The organism is Streptomyces sp. NPDC058001, assembly GCF_042886315.1.
GTDB lineage: Bacteria > Actinomycetota > Actinomycetes > Streptomycetales > Streptomycetaceae > Streptomyces.
On sequence record NZ_JBHVQT010000001.1, the window covers coordinates 564,055 to 584,675 of the forward strand.

At 68.1% G+C, this 20,621-nt stretch carries 11 protein-coding genes, 1 tRNA gene and 1 pseudogene; 9 read left to right on the plus strand and 4 right to left on the minus strand.

Going from position 1 to position 20,621, the window contains the following annotated elements:
• The first annotated feature begins 117 nt into the window (after positions 1 to 117).
• From ACFVT5_RS02690 to ACFVT5_RS02700, 3 genes and pseudogenes are all read left to right on the plus strand, one after another.
• Complete coding sequence (locus ACFVT5_RS02690) at positions 118 to 7,743, plus strand: ricin-type beta-trefoil lectin domain protein (protein WP_389880640.1); 7,626 nt, start codon at positions 118 to 120, stop codon at positions 7,741 to 7,743.
• 200 nt (positions 7,744 to 7,943) lie between these two features.
• Positions 7,944 to 8,390 carry a hypothetical protein gene (locus tag ACFVT5_RS02695; protein ID WP_389880642.1) on the plus strand — a complete coding sequence of 149 codons (447 nt, stop codon included), beginning with the start codon at positions 7,944 to 7,946 and terminating at the stop codon, positions 8,388 to 8,390.
• Between the two features lie 618 nt (positions 8,391 to 9,008).
• Positions 9,009 to 9,168 (plus strand): annotated as a pseudogene (locus tag ACFVT5_RS02700) (DUF255 domain-containing protein); the annotation flags it as partial.
• Between the two features lie 29 nt (positions 9,169 to 9,197).
• On the opposite strand, the gene ACFVT5_RS02705 reads toward ACFVT5_RS02700, so the two are convergent.
• Both ACFVT5_RS02705 and ACFVT5_RS02710 read right to left on the minus strand, forming a co-directional pair.
• Entirely contained in the window at positions 9,198 to 9,605 is a 408-nt protein-coding gene (locus ACFVT5_RS02705) for a PIN domain-containing protein (protein ID WP_389880644.1), read from the minus strand.
• Entirely contained in the window at positions 9,602 to 9,874 is a 273-nt protein-coding gene (locus ACFVT5_RS02710) for a hypothetical protein (protein WP_389880646.1), read from the minus strand. Before ACFVT5_RS02710 ends, ACFVT5_RS02705 begins: the two co-directional genes overlap by 4 nt.
• A gap of 145 nt (positions 9,875 to 10,019) precedes the next feature.
• On the opposite strand from ACFVT5_RS02710, the gene ACFVT5_RS02715 reads away from it, so the two are divergent.
• From ACFVT5_RS02715 to ACFVT5_RS02735, 5 genes are all read left to right on the plus strand, one after another.
• Positions 10,020 to 12,068 (plus strand): thioredoxin domain-containing protein, encoded by a 2,049-nt coding sequence (locus tag ACFVT5_RS02715; RefSeq protein ID WP_389880648.1) that lies wholly within the window; start codon positions 10,020 to 10,022, stop codon positions 12,066 to 12,068.
• Between the two features lie 255 nt (positions 12,069 to 12,323).
• A complete protein-coding gene (locus ACFVT5_RS02720) occupies positions 12,324 to 13,676 on the plus strand; it encodes a glycosyltransferase (RefSeq protein ID WP_389880649.1) in 1,353 nt (450 codons plus the stop codon).
• Positions 13,673 to 15,316 (plus strand): ArnT family glycosyltransferase, encoded by a 1,644-nt coding sequence (locus ACFVT5_RS02725; RefSeq protein WP_389880651.1) that lies wholly within the window; start codon positions 13,673 to 13,675, stop codon positions 15,314 to 15,316. Before ACFVT5_RS02720 ends, ACFVT5_RS02725 begins: the two co-directional genes overlap by 4 nt.
• The gene (locus tag ACFVT5_RS02730; protein WP_389880653.1) at positions 15,313 to 16,626 is read left to right on the plus strand and encodes a glycosyltransferase; all 1,314 of its coding nucleotides are present in this window, start codon (positions 15,313 to 15,315) and stop codon (positions 16,624 to 16,626) included. Before ACFVT5_RS02725 ends, ACFVT5_RS02730 begins: the two co-directional genes overlap by 4 nt.
• Before the next feature lie 5 nt (positions 16,627 to 16,631).
• A complete protein-coding gene (locus ACFVT5_RS02735; protein WP_389880996.1) occupies positions 16,632 to 19,076 on the plus strand; it encodes a galactose oxidase-like domain-containing protein in 2,445 nt (814 codons plus the stop codon).
• Here the strand turns inward: ACFVT5_RS02735 and ACFVT5_RS02740 are convergent.
• A complete protein-coding gene (locus tag ACFVT5_RS02740; protein WP_389880655.1) occupies positions 19,073 to 19,807 on the minus strand; it encodes a Mut7-C RNAse domain-containing protein in 735 nt (244 codons plus the stop codon). The genes ACFVT5_RS02735 and ACFVT5_RS02740 overlap by 4 nt on opposite strands.
• 81 nt (positions 19,808 to 19,888) lie before the next feature.
• Here ACFVT5_RS02740 and ACFVT5_RS02745 point away from each other — a divergent pair.
• Positions 19,889 to 19,963 (plus strand) — tRNA-Ala (locus ACFVT5_RS02745).
• 9 nt (positions 19,964 to 19,972) lie between these two features.
• Here the strand turns inward: ACFVT5_RS02745 and ACFVT5_RS02750 are convergent.
• Positions 19,973 to 20,620, minus strand: a complete 648-nt coding sequence (locus ACFVT5_RS02750; protein WP_389880657.1) for a TetR/AcrR family transcriptional regulator — start codon at positions 20,618 to 20,620, stop codon at positions 19,973 to 19,975.
• Position 20,621 lies beyond the last annotated feature (1 nt).

The following is a 20,621-nucleotide window of genomic DNA, read 5'->3' on the forward strand; positions in this document are numbered from 1 at the left end:
ACGGAGTCACAACGACGGCGCCGGCGGTTCGGCCGCGCGGTGACCGTCCTCTTGTTGTCCTCGACGCTGACCGTGACGAGCCTGGGCTCGGGCGCGTGGGCGATACCCGGTCCTGGCATGAGCCGCTCGGTCGAGCTGCCCGACCTGCCCAAGAACACGGCCGTCGACGGCGACGAGGAGGCCGACAAGAGCCTCACCACCGCGCCCGAGGTCCCCGTCGACCCGTACGCGCCGACCGCTGTCACCCCCTGGAACGAGGACAGCGGTGTCGCGACGCTGACGGCGGACACCGCGCCGGGCACCACCGTGCCGGTCGAGGATCTGCCGATCGCCGTCGGTGTGCCCGAGGGCGCCGACGCGGCCGCACTCGCCGGGGACTGGAAGGTCGACCTGGCCCCGCCGACCACGTCCCAGGACACGGGCGTCTCCGGCATGATCATGCGGGTCACCCCGCCGGCCGGCGCCGACCCGGCCGCGCAGGTCGCGCTCGAAGTCGACACCACCGCCTTCGCCGACCTCTACGGTCCACAGGCGGCCGACCGCTTCGGCCTGATGCTGCTGCCCGACTGCGTCCTGGACGCCCCCGACACCGGCGACTGCGCCGCCGAGGGCGGTACGACGACCCTCTCGGGCAAGAACGACGAGCGGCCGGAACGGCTGCGCAGCACCATCGAGTTGGTCCCGGCCGACGAGGCGCCCACCCGCACCCCTGCCGCCAGGAAGGAGACCACGCGCAAGATCCTCTCGGGCTCGGTGCCGGTCGCCGGCCTGTTGGGCGGCGACGCGAAGGCGACGGCCTCCGGCGCCTCGGCCCGTACGGCCGCCCTCTCCGCCGTCGATGCCTCCGGCCCCCAGGTCGTCGGCGCCCTCGACACCGGCTCCTCCGCCGCGGGCGACTACACCGCCGCCCCCCTGCTCTCCTCGGGCTCCTGGTCGGCCGGCTCGTCCTCGGGCGCCTTCACCTACGGCTACCAGATCCAGGTCCCGGAGGCGCCCGGCGGCCTCACGCCGAAGGTGAATTTCTCCTACTCCTCCCAGTCGGTGGACGGCCGCACCTCCGCCTCCAACAACCAGGCGTCCTGGATCGGCGACGGCTGGGACTACAACCCGGGCTCGATCACCCGCACCTACGCCAACTGCCGCGAGGACTCCAAGAAGGAGGGGTCGAACAACAAGACCCACCGCACGGCCGACCTGTGCTGGGGCTCGGAGAACGCCACCCTCTCCCTCGGCGGCATGACCACCGAACTGGTGTGGGCGGGCGGCACCTGGACGACCGCCAGCGGCGACGGCTCCAAGGTCGAGCTGATCAAGGACCCGGACACTGGCAACGGCGCGAAGAACGGCGAGTACTGGGTCGTCACCACGCGCGACGGCACGAAGTACCACTTCGGCAAGCACAAGCTCCCCGGCTGGACCTCCGGCCAGCCGGTCACCGACTCCGTCCTGACCGTGCCGGTGTACGGCAACCACGACGGCGAGGACTGCTACAAGGCCGGTGACTGGGCGGGCTCCTGGTGCACCCAGGGCTGGCGCTGGAGCCTCGACTACGTCGAGGACATCCACGGCAACGCCATGTCCCTGTGGTGGCAGAAGGAGAAGAACCACTACGCCCGCAACTTCAACTTCAAGGCGCCGGTCGAATACGACCGGGGCGGCTGGCTCGACCACATCTACTACGGGCAGCGCAAGGAGAGCGTCTTCTCCGCGACCGCCCCGGCCCGCGTCGGTTTCACGGTCGACGAGCGCTGCTACACCGAGTCCACGCTGACCTGCTCGGAGGCGAACTTCTCCGACAAGGACCCGGGCAAGTACCGCATCTGGTACGACACTCCGGCCGACCTGCGCTGCCAGTCCGGAAAGAAGTGCTGGAACGCCGGTCCGTCCTTCTGGTCCCGCAAGCGCCTGGCCGAGATCACCACCTCGGCGCAGCGGCGTACCGACACCACCGCCCGTCAGGTGGTGGACAAGTACACCCTCAAGCAGAGCTTCCCCGTCCTGAAGACCGGCCCGAACACCGCCCTGTGGCTGGAGTCGGTCCAGCGGACCGGCTTCGCCCGCCGCGGTTCCACGGACGACAGCGTCACCCTCAACGCGGTGCGCTTCGAGTCCAACGCCGAGGACATGCCCAACCGGGTCATGCGGCCGAACGACCCGCGCCCCGGCTTCTCCCGGCTGCGGATCTCGCGCGTCATCAACGAGTACGGCGGCGAGACCGTCGTCACCTACAAACGTCCCACCGATGCGTGCGCCACGGGCACCGGCCTGCCCGGCAAGAAGGACACCGCGGACCTGAAGGCCAACGACCGCCTGTGCTACCCCGCCTTCTGGAACCCCGACCCCGAGGCCGAGGACATCGACTGGTTCCACAAGTACGTGGTGGACACCATCGAGGAACTCCCCAACGTCGACGGCGCGTTCGCGACCCAGACGGCCTACGCCTATACGGACCCGGGCTGGAAGCTCGCCGAGGCGGAGTTCACCAAGAAGTCCACCCGCACCTACTCCCAGTTCGCCGGTTTCGAGCAGACCACGGTGATCACGGGCACGGACGAGTCGTCGATCGGCAGCAAGAAGTCCAAGTCCGTCACCCGTTACTTCCGCGGCATGGGCGACTCCGTCCCGGTCAAGGACATCACCGGCACCGAGATCGCCAAGGACCGCGAACCCTTCGCCGGCCGCATAGCCGAGGAACTCACCTACACCAACGCCGGCGACGCGGACACCGACTGGCTCTCCCGCAGCGTCACCGTCCCCGAAGCCACCGAACTCGCCAAGCGTGACCGCGACGACGGCCTCACCCCGCTGCGCGCGTGGCGCGTCACCGAGCCCGAGGAGATCGCGTACACCCGCTCCTCCGGCACCGGCGACGACAACCGCACCCTGCGGACCGTCAGAAGCACCACCACGTACGAGCCGACGTACGGCCTGCCCACCCGGGTCGAATCACTCGGCGACACCGGCAAGGCGGGCGACGAGTCCTGCACCAGCCTGGAGTACGTCCACCAGACCGCCAAGAACCTGATCGGCCTGACCAAGCAGGTCCTGGTCTCCCCGACCACCTGCGCCGACGCCGACTTCGGCGACCTGTCCACCCTGAGCGGCGCGACACGCACCGCGTACGACGGCCAGAACTACGGCACCGCGCTCGGCGCCGGCACGCTCGGCGAGGCGAGCCAGACCTGGTCGCTGAACGGCGCCGGCACCGGCTTCGATCCCGGTCTCAGGACCGAGTTCGACACCGTCGGCCGCGTGGTGAAACAGATCGACCCGGACGGGAAGCCGTCCACCATCACCTACGACCCGCCCACCGGTCAGGTCTTCACGGTCACCGAGACCAACGCCCTCGGCCACTCCCAGACGCAGGAGCTGGAGCCGGGCCGTTCGACCACTCTGAAGACCACTGACACCAACAACCTGGTCAGCGAGGCGAAGTACGACCCGCTGGGCCGCCTCAGCGAGGCATGGGGTGCGGGCCGCAGCCCGTCGGACTCGCCCGTACCGGACTTCAAGGCCGTCTACACGATCCCGGCCTACGACCCGAAGAACCCGGACCGGAAGCCGCCGTACATCACCACCCAGGCGCGCGGCCACGAGAACCGGATCGAGAGCTCCGTCACCCTCTACGACGGCCTCGGCCGCGAACGGCAGACGCAGGAGGAGGCCGACGGCGGCGGCCACCTGATCACCGACACGCTCTACAACACCTCCGGCGAGGTCTGGCAGACCAACAACGCCTACCTCACCCACGAGGCGAAGTTCGGCGAACTGTTCGCCCCGCTCGCCGACACCGCCGTACCGAACATCACCCGCTACTCCTACGACGGTCTCGGCCGTGTCCTGGCGGAGACCCCGGTCCTCAAGGTCGCCGACCCGGTGACGCAGGAGGCATCCTCGCAGCCGGTCCCGGAGCGGGCCACCCGCTACGAGTACGGCCAGGACTGGTCGAAGGTGATCAACCCGACCGGCGCCTCGTCCTACCAGGTCTTCACCGACGCCCTCGGCCGGACCTCCCGCGTCGACACCTTCAACCCGGACGCGCCGGGCGGCTTCACCTCGATGCGGTACGCGTACGACGGGCACGGACGTCTGGAGAAGGCGACCAGTTCCACCGACACCACGCACCCGTGGTCGTGGACGTACGACCACCGCGGCCGGCAGCTGACCGCCACCGACCCGGACTCGGGCACCACCGAGACCACGTACGACACCTTCGACCGCCCGCTGACCACCACCAACGCGCGGGGCGTCACGGTCTGGAACGGCTACGACGCCCTGTCGCGGCCGACCGAGCAGCGGCTGAACGACGCGGGCGGCACGCTGTTGTCCGCCATGGACTACGACAAGGCGCCCGGCGGCAAGGGCATGCCGTACTCCGCGACCCGCTATACCGACAACCAGGCGTACACCCAGAAGGTCAACGGCTACACCAAGGACTACCAGCCGACCTCCACCACGCTGACGCTTCCGCAGTCCATCAAGGACACCTGGGGCCTGGACACGTCGTACACGTACGACTACCAGTACACCGACACCGGCATGCTGGACGAGGCCACCCTCCCGGCGGCCGGCCGGTTCGACGCCGAGAAGCTCGTCGTCCGCTACAACGAGGACGGCAAGCCCCTCTCCATCTCCGGCAAGGACTGGTACGGCGCCGAGACGATCTACGACTCCTTCGGCCAGGTGCTGCGCTCGACCCTGGGTGCGCAGCCGTACCGGGTGTGGACGCAGGCCCTGTACGACGAGTCCGGCGGTGAGCTGACGGAGCAGTCCGTCTACCGCGAGCAGACCGGCGACCAGAACGTGGTCACCGGCAATCTCGTCTCCAAGCGGGCCTACACCTATGACCCGGCCGGAAATGTCACCTCGATCCAAGAGCACTCCACCGGGATCGCGGAGCGCCAGTGCTTCACATACGACCCGCTGGGCCAGCTCAAGACGGCGTGGACGGCGAAGGACCAGACGGCGTGCGCGGGCCCCAAGAACGCCGACGGCTCGCTCAACGTGGCGGCGGGGAAGGACAGTTCGGGTTTCTGGCAGGAGTACGAATACGACCTGGCCGGCAACCGCACGAAGCTGACCGAGAAGGACCTGACGGGCGCCACGTCCAAGGACGCGACGACCAGCTACGCCTACGGCAAGGCGGACGGCACTCAGCCGCACACCCTGACCAAGGTGTCGAAGACCTACACCACGCCGCAGGGCGCGCAGGTCAAGGCCGAGGCGGAGCGCCTGTACGAACTGACGGGCGAGACCAAGTCCATCACGTCCGTCCAGAACGGCGACAAGCAGGAACTGTCCTGGACGTATGACGGACAGGTCGACCGGATCAGCGGCCAGGGCTCGGGCGGGAAGACCCCGTACGTGGGTCTGGCGGGCAAGTGCCTCGACCTGAAGGGCGGACTTGCGGCGGTCGGGCAGGCCATCCATCTGTACCCCTGCAGTACGGTTCCGGGCCAGACCTGGCGCTTCACCCCGACCCCCGGTCAGACGGACCGCGACCGGGGCGCCCTGTCCACCTACGACGACTGGTGCCTCCAGCCGGCCGCGAACACGGTGGGTTCGGCGGTCCAGTTGCAGAAGTGCGACGGCTCGGCGGCGCAGGAGCTGAAGCGTACGACGTCGGGTCAGCTCACGTATGCGCCCTCGGGTCAGTCCTCGGGTCTGTGTGTGGCGGTGAAGGACGCGAACTCGGCGAACTCGACCCCCACCGTCCTGGCGGCCTGCGACGCGACCAAGACCGAGCAGCTGTGGTACCCGCAGAACGACACCCGGCACATCTACGGCCCCGACGGCTCACGTCTGCTGACGATCCAGGGCAAGCAGGCCACGCTGCACCTCGGTGACACGGAGGTGACGATCGCGCAGGGCGGGGTCCTGATCAACACCCAGCGCACCTACTCCGCGCCGGGCGGGGCGGTGCTGCGGTACGCGTACGGCCAGGGCACCGAAACACTGGTCGCGCTCGCCGGTGACCATCAGGGCAGCACGTACGCCGAGGTCGCGCTCAACAGCAACAACACGGTGCGTATCCGTAAGCAGGATCCGTTCGGGAACCAGCGTGGTACGAGCACGGTCGGCATCAACTACCAGTCCCATACGGGATTCCTGGGTGCGACGCGTGACGATGCCTCGGGTTTCCAGCCCTTGGGGGCGCGTCTGTACGACCCGGTGGTGGGGCGATTCCTGTCCGCGGACCCGGTCCTGGACCTGAACGACGTACTCCAGTCGAACGGTTACGCCTACGCCCACAACAACCCGGTGACGATGTCCGACCCGACGGGTCTGGCGATCAGCCTGACGGCGTCGGAGCAGGCGGCGGCGCTGGCGGGCGCGGGTCTGTCGGCGGCGCAGGTCGCGCAGGCACAGTCCACGATGGGCAAGTCGCTGACCTCGGTGATTCTGGCGGTCGCGTGGGAGACGCTGAAGGACTTCATCGGCATCAATGACGCGATGGCGTGTTTCGGCGGCGACATGTGGTCGTGCGGCAGCCTGATCATCGGGGCGATCCCCTGGGCGAAGCTCGGGAAGATCCCGGCGGTGATGAAGGCCGTCAACCGCACGATCAAGGCCATCGAGTCGTTCCGCGCGGCAAAGAAGGCCGCGGAGCTGGTGCTGAAGGCGGCCAAGGCCGCCGAAGCGGCGGCCCTCCGGGCCAAGAAGGCGGCGATCGAGAAAGCGAAGAAGGAAGCCGCCCAACGGGCGAAGAAGAAGGCCGCGGAACAGGCGAAGAGAATCGCCGACAAGGCGCTCGCCCAGAAAAAGAAGACCGGCAACCCCGTCCAGAAACAGGCCCAGGCGAAGGCGGCCCCGAAGGTCTCCGCCAGCTCCGGCGGGGGCAAGGGCGGCGGCGCGGGCAAGGGTGGCGGCTCCAAACCTGGGGGCAACTCCGGCGGATCCGCACGCGGCAGCGGGGGCTCCAGCGGCAGCGGGGGCTCCGGCAAGGCGGAGAGCGGCGGCTCCTGCTCGGTCAACAGCTTCACCCCGGGCACCAGGGTCCTGATGGCGGACGGCACCACCAAGCCGATCGAACAGGTCAAGACCGGCGACAAGGTCGTCGCGACCGATGCGAAGACCGGCGAGACCCGTACCGAAACGGTCACCGCCGAGATCAAGGGCAAGGGCCTCAAGCACCTCGTCAAGATCACGATCAAGACCGGCGACAAGAAGGCCACCAAGTCCCGTACGACCGCCGAGATCACCGCGACCGCCGGCCACCCGTTCTGGGTCCCCGAACTGGGCAAGTGGGTCGACGCCACCGACCTGCGCACCGGCGAATGGCTCCGCACCAGTGCCGGTACCTACGTTCAGATCACCGCGATCGAACGGTGGACCGCACAGAAAGCCACCGTCCACAACCTCACGGTCAGCGACCTCCATACGTACTATGCGCTGGCGGGGGCCACGCCAGTCCTGGTTCACAATTGCAATACAGGCGGATTGAGCCTTGAGGGTGCGCGGCACGTCAGCGGACGCTTTCCCAAGACTGCTGACCCCGGGGAAACACTTTTCCGCCAGAAAGAGGATGGGACGGTTACTGCTTATGCGCGGTACGATGAGGAAGGCGCAATTTCCCAGCGTGCGGACCTCGATCCTGACTCAGCGCCGCATGCCGGAATACCGGCCCCACATATTCTCGATATGGCCAAGCATGTCAATCCCAAAACGGGCCAGGTTTTTCGCAACTGGGAGAAGATGCCGCGGCCTCTACGCCCCGAGGAAGAGCTATGCGGCTGCCGGTAGGTCGAGTCGAATATGGATGGCCGACATACAAGCCGTTCATAAATAATTGAATATTGGTATAAGGACACTACCTCAGGCGCTCGCGACAACATGGCGGGCGCCTGAGGTCTTTGAATTTCTGAATCTCTGTGGGTTTGCCATTGCCTCTCCGGGTGACTCGAATGACTGACCCCCTAGGCAAGTGACGCGAGGAGCTATCCGTGAATGACCCGATGGATTACCCCGGAATTAAGTCCTGGGTGGAGGAATGGGGAGGGGGAGTTGATTACCTAGATTACGTGAAAGGCCATGGTGATCTAGGAATGATGGTGGCATTCTCCCGGATTTTCTGGCCGCGTTTTGTCGAAGTGGAGGGGTGTGTGCTGTGGGATCGTGCATACGAAGAATCGAATTTTAAAGCCTGGCGCGAGAGCCTCTCTGGTGACATTCGAAAAATTGAGGCGACACTGAATCAGCTACGAGTCGGGCAGATTGTCGATTCGGATGATGTCGAAGAGGACTGGCGGGCACAGGATTTCTTTGCCGCATGTATTGCAAAAACGTGGGGTGCTGCGTTGTCTGCCGAATTTCCTCACCGGATTTTCGATGTTCGGGTTATCGCTTCCGAAGATGGCCCCATTGTCACCTTCTCATCCGGATCGGCGTAGTTCTGAACCATCTGAGGTTGCGCCACTCGCACATTGGTTGCTGGGTGCGTGGTACTCAATCCCGCAGCCCTCGTGGTGAATGGCATTAGCAAACTCGAACCCCCGCCGGATGCCTCCTGGCGGGGATACGCGAGTGCCACGTGACCATCGTCCCCGACCCGGTTGCCCTGCCAGCGTTCGAAGCGGTCTACGTCACCGGCGAAGAGCGCAACTGCGGCGCCACCTGTGAACCGGGTAGCCCGCCGAGGGTGGACCCGATCACGAGACTAGCTTTCGAGGTCTGACGGACTCCTCACTCGCGGGAAGAATTCCCAGCGGAAGGTGGTATGACCTGGATGGCTGAGACAAGCTCAGATCCAACGTGCTGTTTTTGCTATCTCGTCATTCGAGTGAGTGAGGATCCGTTGGCCATGCGAATCAAAGTTGGCTCGCTGGCCGGCGAGGTCAGTCAAATTCTCTACGCACACTCGCATTGCTTTCGTTCCCGGCTGCATAAGGAGATTGATTTCTGGTGGGAATACTGAGGTAGAGGGCGACCGGGCCGCCGGAGACTGAGTTACCGCGGCCTGGAACGCGCTCTGTCTGCGCGGTCGCCCCGGGTCGTGCGACGATGCCCGTATGAATCGACTGGCCGACTCGCCAGTCGCCCTATCTCCTTCTGCACGCCTCCACCCCGGTGGATTGGTGGCCTTTGGGCGAGGAGGCGTTCGCGGAGGCCCGGCGGCGGGACGTGCCCGTTCTTTTGAGCGTGGGGTATTCGAGCTGCCACTGGTGCCACTGAATTCGCGAACCGGATAGTCTGCGGCCTCACACCTCTCTGATGATCACGCGGTCTCCGCAAAGCTTCGACCAGTCGTCACGGTCAGTGGTCAGGACGACCACGGGAGCCGGAGCCCGGAGCGCGAGCGCGGCGACGACAGCGTCGATGGCGTACTTGTGCCCGTGCAGCCCACCTGCGTCCCGAAGCAGCGCCACTGCGGTCAAGGAGTCTTCCTGGCTGACTGGTTCCACCCGCAGCCGGGAGAGTACCCACTTCAAGCGCGCCAGGTCGGTCTTCCCCTGCGCGGCTTCGACGATGGTCAGCACCGATACGAGGACGGGGACTCCGACCTTCCGCGACGCCTCGATGCGAGCCGCCATCTTGCGGTCGTTGCGCAGAAGCAGCGAGAGCGCCTCGAAGTCGAGCACCAGGGAGCGCGCCGGCCGCTCTTTCACGCAGCGCCTCGTTCGACGTTCCCGGAGTGCCCGTCTCCGAAGAGTTCACGACGAGCGGCTTCAATCTCCTGCTCCGTGAGCGCGCCGTGTTCCTCTTCGTGCGACGCGACGATCTCGGCGAGCCCGTCCATGGCGAGCTGGTGTCTGACAGCCTCGGTGATGTAGCTGGAGAGCCCGCGACGACCTGTTCGAGAGCGGAGCTCAGTGATCAGCTCTGTCGGCATGGACACGGAAATGTTCTCGGTGGTCCCAGCTCTGGTCGGCTTCATACTCCCAGTGTAAGACAGCATCTATTACAAGGTGAGGATTTCGGTTCTGGCGTCTTCCCGCATCGACGAGGGTTTGACGTTGGCCAAGCGGACGGAGGCGCGGGTCCCCCCGGTCGGGGCCGGACGTCGTGAGAGGCTGGGGTCCATGAACCGCCTGGCCGGTGTGACCTCGCCCTATCTGCTCCAGCACGCGGACAACCCGGTCGACTGGTGGCCCTGGACGCCGGAGGCATTCGAGGAAGCGCGACGGCGCGGTGTACCCGTTCTGCTGTCGGTCGGCTACTCCGCGTGTCACTGGTGTCATGTCATGGCGCACGAGTCCTTCGAGGATGAAGCCACCGCCGCCCTGATCAACGGTCACTTCCTCGCCGTCAAGGTCGACCGTGAGGAGCGGCCCGATGTCGATGCCGTGTACATGGAGGCCGTGCAGGCCGCCACCGGGCAGGGCGGGTGGCCGATGACCGTGTTTCTGACGCCCGACGCCGAGCCGTTCTACTTCGGTACGTACTTTCCGCCCGAGCCCCGGCACGGGATGCCGTCGTTCCGGCAGGTGCTCGACGGGGTGCGGGAGGCGTGGGAGGACCGGCGCGGGGAGGTCACCGAGGTCGCCGGGAAGATCACCCGGGACCTCGCCGAGCGCGAACTCACCTTCGGGGTGGGGGAGATGCCCGGCGAGGGCGAGCAGGCGCACGCCCTTCTCGCCCTTACGCGGGACTACGACACCTCGTACGGCGGGTTCGGGCAGGCGCCGAAGTTTCCGCCGTCCATGGTCATCGAGTTCCTGCTGCGGCACCACGCGCGCACCGGTGCTGAGGGTGCCTTGCAGATGGCCGTCGACACCTGTGAGCGGATGGCGCGCGGCGGGATCTACGACCAGCTCGGCGGGGGTTTCGCGCGGTACTCCGTCGATCGGCAGTGGGTCGTGCCCCACTTCGAGAAGATGCTTTACGACAATGCGCTGCTCTGCCGCGTGTACGCCCATCTTTGGCGCGCCACCGGGTCCGAGCTTGCCCGGCGTGTGGCCTTGGAGACCGCCGACTTCATGGTCCGCGAACTCCGCACCACCGAAGGCGGGTTCGCCTCCGCCCTCGACGCCGACAGCGAGGAGCCCGGTGGGTCGGGGCGGCACGTCGAGGGTGCCTATTACGTGTGGACCCCCGAGCAGTTGCGTCACGCACTCGGTGCCGAGGACGCGGACATCGCCGCGCACTACTTCGGCGTGACCGAGGACGGCACCTTCGAAGAGGGCTCGTCCGTACTCCAACTCCCGCAGAGCGAAGCCGTGTTCGACGCCGAGCGGATCGCCTCCGTACGGGAACGGCTGCTCGCGGCGCGGGCGGAGCGGCCGGCGCCGGGGCGTGACGACAAGGTGGTCGCCGCGTGGAACGGGCTCGCGATCGCGGCGCTCGCCGAGACCGGCGCCTACTTCGACCGCCCCGACCTGGTGGAGGCCGCCACCGCCGCCGCCGACCTCCTCGTACGGCTGCACATGGACGAGGCCGCGCGGCTGTCCCGTACCTCGAAGGACGGTCGCGTCGGTGCCAATGCCGGGGTCCTTGAGGATTACGCCGATGTCTCCGAGGGCTTCCTCGCGCTGGCCTCGGTGACCGGCGAAGGCGTGTGGCTGGAGTTCGCCGGGTTTCTGCTGGACCACGTCCTGGCCCGGTTCACCGGCGACGACGGCGCCCTCTTCGACACCGCGTCGGACGCCGAGCCGCTGATCCGGCGCCCCCAGGACCCGACGGACAACGCGACCCCGTCGGGCTGGTCGGCCGCCACCGGCGCGCTGCTTTCGTATGCGGCCCAGACCGGCTCCGCACCCCATCGCACCGCCGCGGAACGCGCATTGGGCGTCGTAAGGGCGCTCGCACCGCGCGCACCGCGCTTCATCGGCTGGGGACTCGCCGTCGCCGAGGCCGCGCTCGACGGACCCCGCGAGGTCGCTGTCGTCGGCCCCGCGGACGACCCGGCGACCCGCGCACTGCTCCGCGCCGCACTCCTGGGCACCGCGCCCGGCGCGGTCGTCGCCGCCGGTGAACCCGGTACGGCGGAACTGCCGCTGCTCGCGGACCGCCCCCTGGTCGACGGCCGCCCGGCCGCGTACGTGTGCCGCAACTTCACCTGCGACGCGCCGACGACCGACGTGACACGGCTACGGGCGGCCATCGGCGCACGGGACACAGGGATCGCGTAGAGGCTTTTGCGTAGGAGCGATTACGTAGGGGCGTGGGACGCGGAGACGTAGGAACGTACGGCCGATCATCCAGGGCAGACCGGACGAAACGACCTGATCAGGACAGCGCCCGAAACGTCGTACTTACGAACGCCCCTAGCCGAAACAGGCTATTTATCGGAACAGCACCCGGGTTTCACGTAACCCCCTTAGTCTCTCCACATCGGTGGGGGGTGCGATTCATCGTCGCACCGAGGGGGATCTGGGGGGATCTGATTGCTCACGTCTGTCTTCATCGCGTCCATTTCGCTTGCCCTTTTCTGGATGGCCGCCTTCACGCTGTGGTGGCAGATGCACGCCTGGCGGACACCGGAGACGCTCGCGTCGACCCGGTTCGGCAGCCCGGAGAGCGGGGGCGCGCTCTCGTTCTCGCTGCTGCTGCCCGCGCGCCACGAACAGGCCGTGCTCGACCACACCATCCAGCGGCTCCTTGAATCGAGCCACACGGACTTCGAGATCATCGTCATCGTCGGGCACGACGACCCGGAGACCGCGCAGGTCGCCCGGGACGCCGCGTCCGGTGACCCGAGGGTCAGGGTCGTCGTCGACACCAACACGCCCAAGAACAAGCCGAAGGCGCTGAACACGGCGCTGCCGCACTGCCGGGGCGACATCGTCGGCGTGTTCGACGCCGAGGACCAGGTCCACCCCGAACTGCTCACCCATGTCGACCACGCCTTCCGCTCCTCGGGCGCCGACGTCGTCCAGGGCGGGGTGCAGCTCATCAACTTCCACTCCAGCTGGTACAGCCTGCGCAACTGCCTGGAGTACTTCTTCTGGTTCCGGTCCCGGCTGCACCTGCACGCGCAGAAGGGGTTCATCCCGCTCGGCGGCAACACGGTCTTCGTGCGGACCGATGTGCTGCGGGCGGCCGGCGGCTGGGACGGCGAGTGCCTCGCCGAGGACTGCGACCTGGGCGTACGGCTGTCCAGCGTCGGCAAGAAGGTCGTCGTCGCCTACGACTCCGACATGGTGACCCGGGAGGAGACCCCCGACACCCTGATGTCCCTGCTGAAGCAGCGCACCCGCTGGAACCAGGGCTTCCTTCAGGTCTACCGCAAGAAGGACTGGAAGCAACTGCCCACCACCGGACAGCGGTTGCTGGCCCGGTACACGCTGATGACACCGTTCCTGCAAGCCTTCTCCGGGGTGATCATCCCGCTGAACGCGGCCATCGCGATCTTCCTGGATGTGCCGGTCGGGATCGCCTTCGTCACCTTCCTGCCGGCCGTCACCGCCCTGGTCACCTTCGTGTTCGAGCTGGTCGGCCTGCATGACTTCGGCAAGCAGTACGGGCTCCGCGTCCGGTTCACGCACTACGTCAAGCTCGTCGTCGGCGGCCCCTTCTACCAGGTGCTCCTCGCCGGTGCCGCGATCCGTGCCGTGTGGCGCGAGCAGCGCGGGCGCAGCGACTGGGAGCTGACCAGCCATGTGGGCGCCCATCTGAACACGGGCTCCCCGAACTCAGGTTCCCTGAACGCCACTTCCGCGCAGGCCACTTCCGCGCCCGCGTCCCCGCACACCGCTTCCGTACACGCCGAGACCACCCGAGAGGACGTCCCCGCGTGACCTCCACCCTCACCGCGGTGGACACCCCCGAGATCCAGGGTGTTCCCGCGCAGCGCTCCCGTGCGTCCAGGCCCGTCCTGACGCGCCGTCCCGTCGTCCGCTTCCGCCGCTCCCCGGCCGATCTGGCCCTGTGCGCCGCGCTGTTGACGGCGATCATGGTCGTCCAGGGCTGGAACATCGCCGACTACCCCGCGCTCAGCGACGACGAGGGCACCTACCTCGCGCAGGCGTGGTCCGTCCAGCAGGGCACAGGGCTCGCCCACTACACGTACTGGTACGACCACCCGCCGGTCGGCTGGATGCAGATAGCCGCGCTGACCTGGATACCGTCCCTCTTCAGCCCCGACTCGATGACCGTCGGCACCATGCGGATCGCGATGCTCGTGGTCAGCGCGGCGAGCGCGGTCCTGCTGTACGTCCTGGCCCGGCGGCTGTGGCTGCCGCGCTGGGCGGCGGGTCTGGCGATGGCGCTGTTCGGTCTGTCGCCGCTGTCCGTGGTGCTCCAGCGGGAGATCTTCCTCGACAACATCGCCGTGATGTGGATGCTGCTCGCGTTCTGCCTGGCCGCCTCGCCGAGCCGGCATCTGTGGCATCACTTCGGCGCCGGGATCGCGGCGGCGACCTCGGTGCTCAGCAAGGAGACGATGCTCCTGCTGCTGCCCGCGCTGCTGATCACCATGTGGCGGCACAGCCACCGCGACACCCGGAAGTTCGCGATCACCGGCGCGATCACCGCCTGCGCCCTGATCGGGCTCTCGTATCCGCTGTTCGCGCTGCTCAAGGGCGAGTTGCTGCCGGGCGCGGGCCATGTGTCGCTGTGGGACGGCATCACGTACCAGATGAGCCGCCCCGGCTCCGGCTTCCTCTTCGACCCGGGCTCCGGCTCGTACGGGGTGCTCCAGTCGTGGCTCTACTACGACCGGGTGCTGCCGATCGGCGGGCTCGCGGGCGCGCTGCTGCTGCTCGCCACCTGGCGCTGGTCGGTGACCGCGCGGGCACTCGCCGGGCCCGCGCTCGCGGTCGCGACACTGGCCCTGGTCGCGATGCGCCCGTCGGGCTATCTGCCCGCGATGTACGTGGTGCAGGCGCTCCCGTTCCTGGCGCTGGTCCTCGCCGGAGGCGCGGCGAGCGTCACGCACGCGGCGCTGAGAAAGGGCCGGCGCCCCGACGAACGGCAGATCACCCGGGGTATCCGGCTCACCGTGACGGCGGTCCTGATGGCCACCGCCGCGGCCTATGTCGTACCGCGCTGGTACGACGGGAACCACACGGCGCTCACCGCCGACGCCAACGCGCCCTACCGGCACGCCGCCGCCTGGATGGCGACGGAGGTGCCAGAGCCGGCGAAGACCCGGGTCCTGGTGGACGACGCGCTCTGGCTGGATCTCGTGCACGCGGGTTACGAACCGGGCCTCGGCGCCATCTGGTTCTACAAGGCCGACCTCGACCCCGCGGTGACGAAGACCATGCCGGGCGGCTGGCGCGACCTCGACTACGTGGTGGCGTCACCGACGGTGCGGCGGGACGCGGTCGACCTGCCCAACGTCAAGGCGGCGCTGGAGCATTCGACGGCGGTCGCCACCTTCGGCGACGGCGAGGACCGGATCGAGATCCGACGGATCACGGGGGGCGACCGATGACGGGTTACGAGGGCAGGATGCCGGAAGAGCTGGGCATCCCGGACGAGTTGGGGGTTCCGGGGCCACTGGCTGAGGTGATGCCGGAGCCCGGCGCCGTCACCGTTGTGGTGCCGACCTTCAACGAGTCAGGAAACGTAAGGGAGTTGCTGCGTCAGGTCACCGCGTCCGTGCCGTCGCGGCTGCCCTGCGAGGTCGTCTTCGTGGACGACTCGACCGACGACACACCGGCCGTGATCACCGAGGCGGCGCGCGACTGCCCCTTTCCGGTCACCTTGATCCACCGGGACGAGCCGACGGGCGGCCTGGGCGGCGCCGTCGTCGAGGGCATTCGTGCGGCGACCTCGGACTGGGTCGTCGTGATGGACGGCGACCTCCAGCATCCGCCGTCGCTGGTACCGGAGTTGGTCGCGGCCGGTGAAAGCGCGTCGGCCACCCTGGTGGTCGCCAGCCGCTACACCAAGGGCGGCAGCCGCGCCGGACTCGCGGGCGGCTACCGGGTCGCCGTGTCCCGGGCGTCGACCTGGCTGACGAAGGGCCTCTTCCCGCGCAGTCTGCGCGGCATCAGCGACCCGATGAGCGGGTTCTTCGCGATCCGGCGCAGCGCCGTCACCGCCGACGCCCTCAAACCGCTCGGCTACAAGATCCTCCTGGAGCTGGCGGTGCGCTGCCGTCCCCGAACGGTCCACGAGGTGCCGTTCGTGTTCCAGGACCGGTTCGCCGGTGAGTCCAAGTCGAGTGTCTCGGAGGGGCTGCGCTTCCTGCGGCACCTGGTCGGGCTGCGCACCGCGTCACCGCTGGCCCGGATGCTCGTGTTCGGACTGATCGGACTGACCGGTTTCGTACCGAACCTGGTCGCCCTGTGGGGGCTCACGCACGCGGGGCTGCACTATCTGCCCGCCGAGATCATCGCCAACCAGGCGGGCGTCGCCTGGAACTTCCTGCTGATCGAACTGCTGCTGTTCCGGGATCGCAGGCAGTACCGGCACTGGGCGGACCGCACCGCCCGGTTCGCGCTGCTCGCCAACGCCGATCTGGTGCTGCGGATCCCGCTGATCGCCCTGTTCGTGAGCCAGTGGCAGATGGCGGTGCTGCCCGCCACCGCCCTGGCCCTCGTCACCACGTTCGTCCTGCGGTTCGCCGGCACGGAGGCCCTGGTCTATCTGCCGCGCCGGCCCCGCAAGGACCGCAAGAACAGCAAGAGCCGCAAGGACCACAAGAACCGTACGGCCGGCCCGGACAGCAGCACCGACATGGCGGACCGCACGGACCGCGAGAGCCGCACCGGACCGACCTCCAGGAGCACGGCATGACCCGTATGTCCGCACGCGTACGGTCAGGCGTACGCGTCAGATTCCGTTTCGGCGGGCGAAGAGCGGCGGCGTTTCTGGGCGTCAGCGCCCTGACCGCCGGACTGCTGCTCACCTCGCCGCAGTCCGCGTCCGCCGCCAACCTCGTCAAGAACCCCGGCTTCGAGACCGCCGGTACGGACGGGATGCCGTACTGCTGGGAGAAGTCCGGCTGGGGCGACAACGACTTCACGTTCACCACGGTCGCCGGCGCGCACTCCGGCAGCAAGGCCATGAAGGTCGAGCTGACCCGGCGCGTGGACGGCGACCGCAAGGCCCTGATCACCGAGTCGGCGGCCTGCGCGCCCGTCGTCCAGGAGGGCAGGCAGTACGACCTCGGACTCTGGTACAAGTCGACCACGCCCGATGTGTCGGTCACCCTCTTCCGGCACGACACGACGGCCGGCTGGCAGTACTGGACCGACCTCAAGACCCTCCCGATCAGCGCCAATTGGGAGCGCGCCGAGGTCCGTACGCCCGAAGTGCCGCCCGGCACCGACCAGATCACCTGGGGCGTCTCCGTCTACGGCACCGGGTCCGTCACCACCGACGACTACACGATGGAGGACGTGACGATCGCGCCGCCCGACCCGGTGTGCACGGGCACCCCGGCGGAGTGCGCGGACGGCAAGTGGGAGGTGCTGCCGACGCAGAACCCGGTCCGGTCGATGCACTCCGTCGTCCTCAACAACGGCAAGGTGCTGCTGATCGCCGGTTCCGGCAACAGCGAGGAGATGTTCGAGGCGGGCACCTTCACCTCGGCCGTGTACGACCCGGTGGCGGGCACGTACAAGACGATTCCCACACCGAAGGACATGTTCTGCGCCGGTCATGTGCAGCTGTCCGACGGGCGGGTCCTGGTGATGAGCGGCAACAAGGCGTATCCGGCGGCCAACGGGTCGCACGGGTACGAGGGCTTCAAGGACTCGTACGTCTTCGATCCGGTGTCGGAGACGTACCAGAAGACCAACGACATGAACGACGGCCACTGGTATCCGTCGGCGACCGCGCTCGGCAACGGTGACGTGATCTCGTTCGGCGGGCTGCGCGAGGACTCCACCGGCTCGGTGACCGCCGAGCGGTGGTCGGCCGCCGAGGAGAAGTGGCTGCCGCTTTGGCAGGTCAACCAGACCTGGTCGTACTGGGGTCTGTACCCGTCGATGATCCTCATGCAGGACGGGCGGCTGTTCTACTCGGGCAGCCATGTCTTCGGCAACGGCACGCCCGGCACCGGTTCGTCGATCTACGACTACGACGCCAACACCGTCACCGATGTGCCGGGCCTCCAGCGCAAGGACGAGCGGGACCAGTCCGCGAGTGTGCTGCTGCCTCCGGCGCAGGACCAGAAGGTTCTCACCCTCGGCGGCGGCAACATCGACTCCAACCCGAACGCGAACCGGCTCACCGACATCATCGACCTCAAGGCCGCGAGCCCCGCGTACGTCGCCGGGCCGCCGCTGCCGCAGGGCACCGTCGACCTGGGCGCGGGCAAGCAGCCGCAGACCGGGCAGATGGGCAAGATGTACGTGTCCGCGGTGCTGCTGCCCGACGGGAAGGTCCTGGAGACCGGGGGCGCCCTGCACAACCGGGCCGACCCCGTCTTCGAGTCGTCGCTGTTCGATCCGGTGACGGAGACCTTCGACCCGGTCGCGGCCGACCCCGAGGCGCGCGGCTACCACTCGTCGTCGTTCCTGCTGCCGGACGGCCGGGTGATGTCGACGGGCGACAACCCGGGCAACGGCACCTGGAACCACAACGTGTCCATCTACACCCCGCCGTATCTCCTCAAGGGCCCGCGCCCGCAGATCACCTCCGTGATCGACAGCCAGTGGCAGTACGGGGACACGCAGCGGATCACCGTGGACCGGCCCATCGCCAAGGCCGAGTTGATCCGTCCGGCGGCGGTCACGCACTCATCGGACCCGAACCAGCGGTTCGTGGATCTGCCGCTGACCGTCGACGGCGACAACATCGACCTGAATGTCACGAGCAACCCGAATCTGGCGCCGCCCGGCTGGTACATGCTGTTCGCGGTCGACGCCAACGGGGTGCCGTCGGTGGCGAAGTGGGTGCACCTCGACGGGCCCGCCGCGCTCTCTCAGGCCGCCGCGTCGCCGCACGTCCACGACTTCGCGGACGCGCCCGCCGCTCCGGCCAAGAAGCCGCAGAAGAAGCGGAGTTCGGTCAAGGTCAGCCCGACGATCTCCGGCTGCGACCGGCACTACGGCTCCGCCAACGTCTGCGTCCCGACGGACTTCCCGCCGTCCGTGAAGAAGACGACGGCGTCCCGCTGCGACTGGCTCGCGAAGAACGAGTACGGCCGCCTGAAGGTCAACGGCAAGGACGACCCACTCCGCCTCGACCCGAACAGGGACGGCGTGGCGTGCGGGAAGGGGGATGTGCGCCGCCGCTAGCTGTCGGGGGTCCCGAACTCGGCGAGGGCGTCCGCCACCATCCGTTCCAGACGGTCGTGGTGGGCGCCCCGCCAGTACACGCGGGCACAGTCGGAGCACTGCGCGAACACGTCGTACGAGCGCTGGGTGCCGCCTTCGAGGAGGTCGGCGACCTCGTCCCTGGTGGCCGTCTTGAGCAGCCCGTTGCAGGCGGTGCACCGGGTCCAGGGCCGCAGTTCGGGCGCGAACCGGCCCAGTACGTCCCGGAGTTGGTCGTCGGGCCGGTCGCTGTAGACATACCCGCCCGCCCACAGCTCACGGCGGCGCAGCAGCCCCCGGTCCCGGCTGAGCAGCACGCGCCGCTCGGCCGCCGAACGGGTGGCTAGCGCCGGGTCGCCGATGTCGGTGGACTCGTACGCGGTGTCGACACCGAGGACACGCAGGCGCCGGGCGAGGGTGCCGAGGTGTACGTCGAGCAGGAATCTGAGGGGAGCGCCCGGGATCCGCTGCGGTCGCTCGACGGCACGGACGACGACACGGTCACCGGCGACGGGAACATACGCCGGCGGCGTCACGCGCCCCTCGACGACAAGACCGCCCACCTCGGTCAGCGGCACCCCCAGCGACTCGACGACGTGCCCCAGCGAGGACACCCCGTCGGTCGGCAGGGAAGCGGCCCCGTCCCGCCACTTTCGCCCGACGAACACCCCCAGCTCGGGAGCGACTTCGACCACGATCTCGAACCCGTTCACGGGGCCCAGAATGCCACGGTGGCGCGCAGCGATTAATCCGGTGTCGCGCCCCGACACACCCGGGATACCCTCCCCGGCAAGGCGGGGTCGTAGCACAGAGGTAGTGCGCCTACACAGCATGGAGGAGGACACCGGTTCGAATCCGGCCGCCCCGCCCCCTTCCCTTCAGGACCGTTGGTCCGGTGCTTCGCGGGGCAGACCCGTTTCCAATGTGGTCAGGGCTCGGTCCACCAGGTCTCTCAGGTCGTCCTTGTGGTGGTGTTCCGCCCAGTACATGGTGGCTTCCTGGAGGCCGCCGATCAGGGCCATCGCGTAGACCCGTACCTCCAGGTCGGCGGGGTCGCGGCCTGAGCGTTCGGCGAGGACGCGGCACAGCATGCGGCCGGTGACCGACATGCTCTCCATCATCCGGGACCGTACGGACGCCACCTCGACCATCAGGCGGGTGCGCAGCGCCGTCACCTCGGGCTCCTCCTGGCCGCCCAGGCTCAGCCCCTTGCGCAACACATACCGCAGCGAGTCGATGAGCGGTTCGTCGGCGGGCCTGGCCCGCAGCTCGTCCTCCAGGAGCGGGTCGAACTCGTCGGTGAGGACGATGTCCTCCTTGGTCGGGAAGTACCGGAACACGGTGCTCGGGGAGACCTCGGCCGCCTCCGCGATCTGTTCGACGGTCGTCGCCTCGTACCCCTGCTCGGAGATCAGCCGGTACGTCGCGTCACGGATCGCCGTCCGGGTCTTGATCTTCTTGCGCTCCCGCAGACCCGGACGGGACGGGTCTGCGGGTGGGGACGGAGAGTGTGCGGTGGCGGACATG

Coding starts and splice junctions, on each gene's coding strand:
- ACFVT5_RS02690 (WP_389880640.1), top strand. CDS start 118: ATGAGCCGCTCGGTCGAGCTGCCCGACCTGCCCAAGAACACGGCCGTC.
- ACFVT5_RS02710 (WP_389880646.1), bottom strand. CDS start 9,874: ATGAAGCCGACCAGAGCTGGGACCACCGAGAACATTTCCGTGTCCATG.
- ACFVT5_RS02750 (WP_389880657.1), bottom strand. CDS start 20,620: ATGTCCGCCACCGCACACTCTCCGTCCCCACCCGCAGACCCGTCCCGT.
- ACFVT5_RS02735 (WP_389880996.1), top strand. CDS start 16,632: ATGTCCGCACGCGTACGGTCAGGCGTACGCGTCAGATTCCGTTTCGGC.
- ACFVT5_RS02730 (WP_389880653.1), top strand. CDS start 15,313: ATGACGGGTTACGAGGGCAGGATGCCGGAAGAGCTGGGCATCCCGGAC.
- ACFVT5_RS02715 (WP_389880648.1), top strand. CDS start 10,020: ATGAACCGCCTGGCCGGTGTGACCTCGCCCTATCTGCTCCAGCACGCG.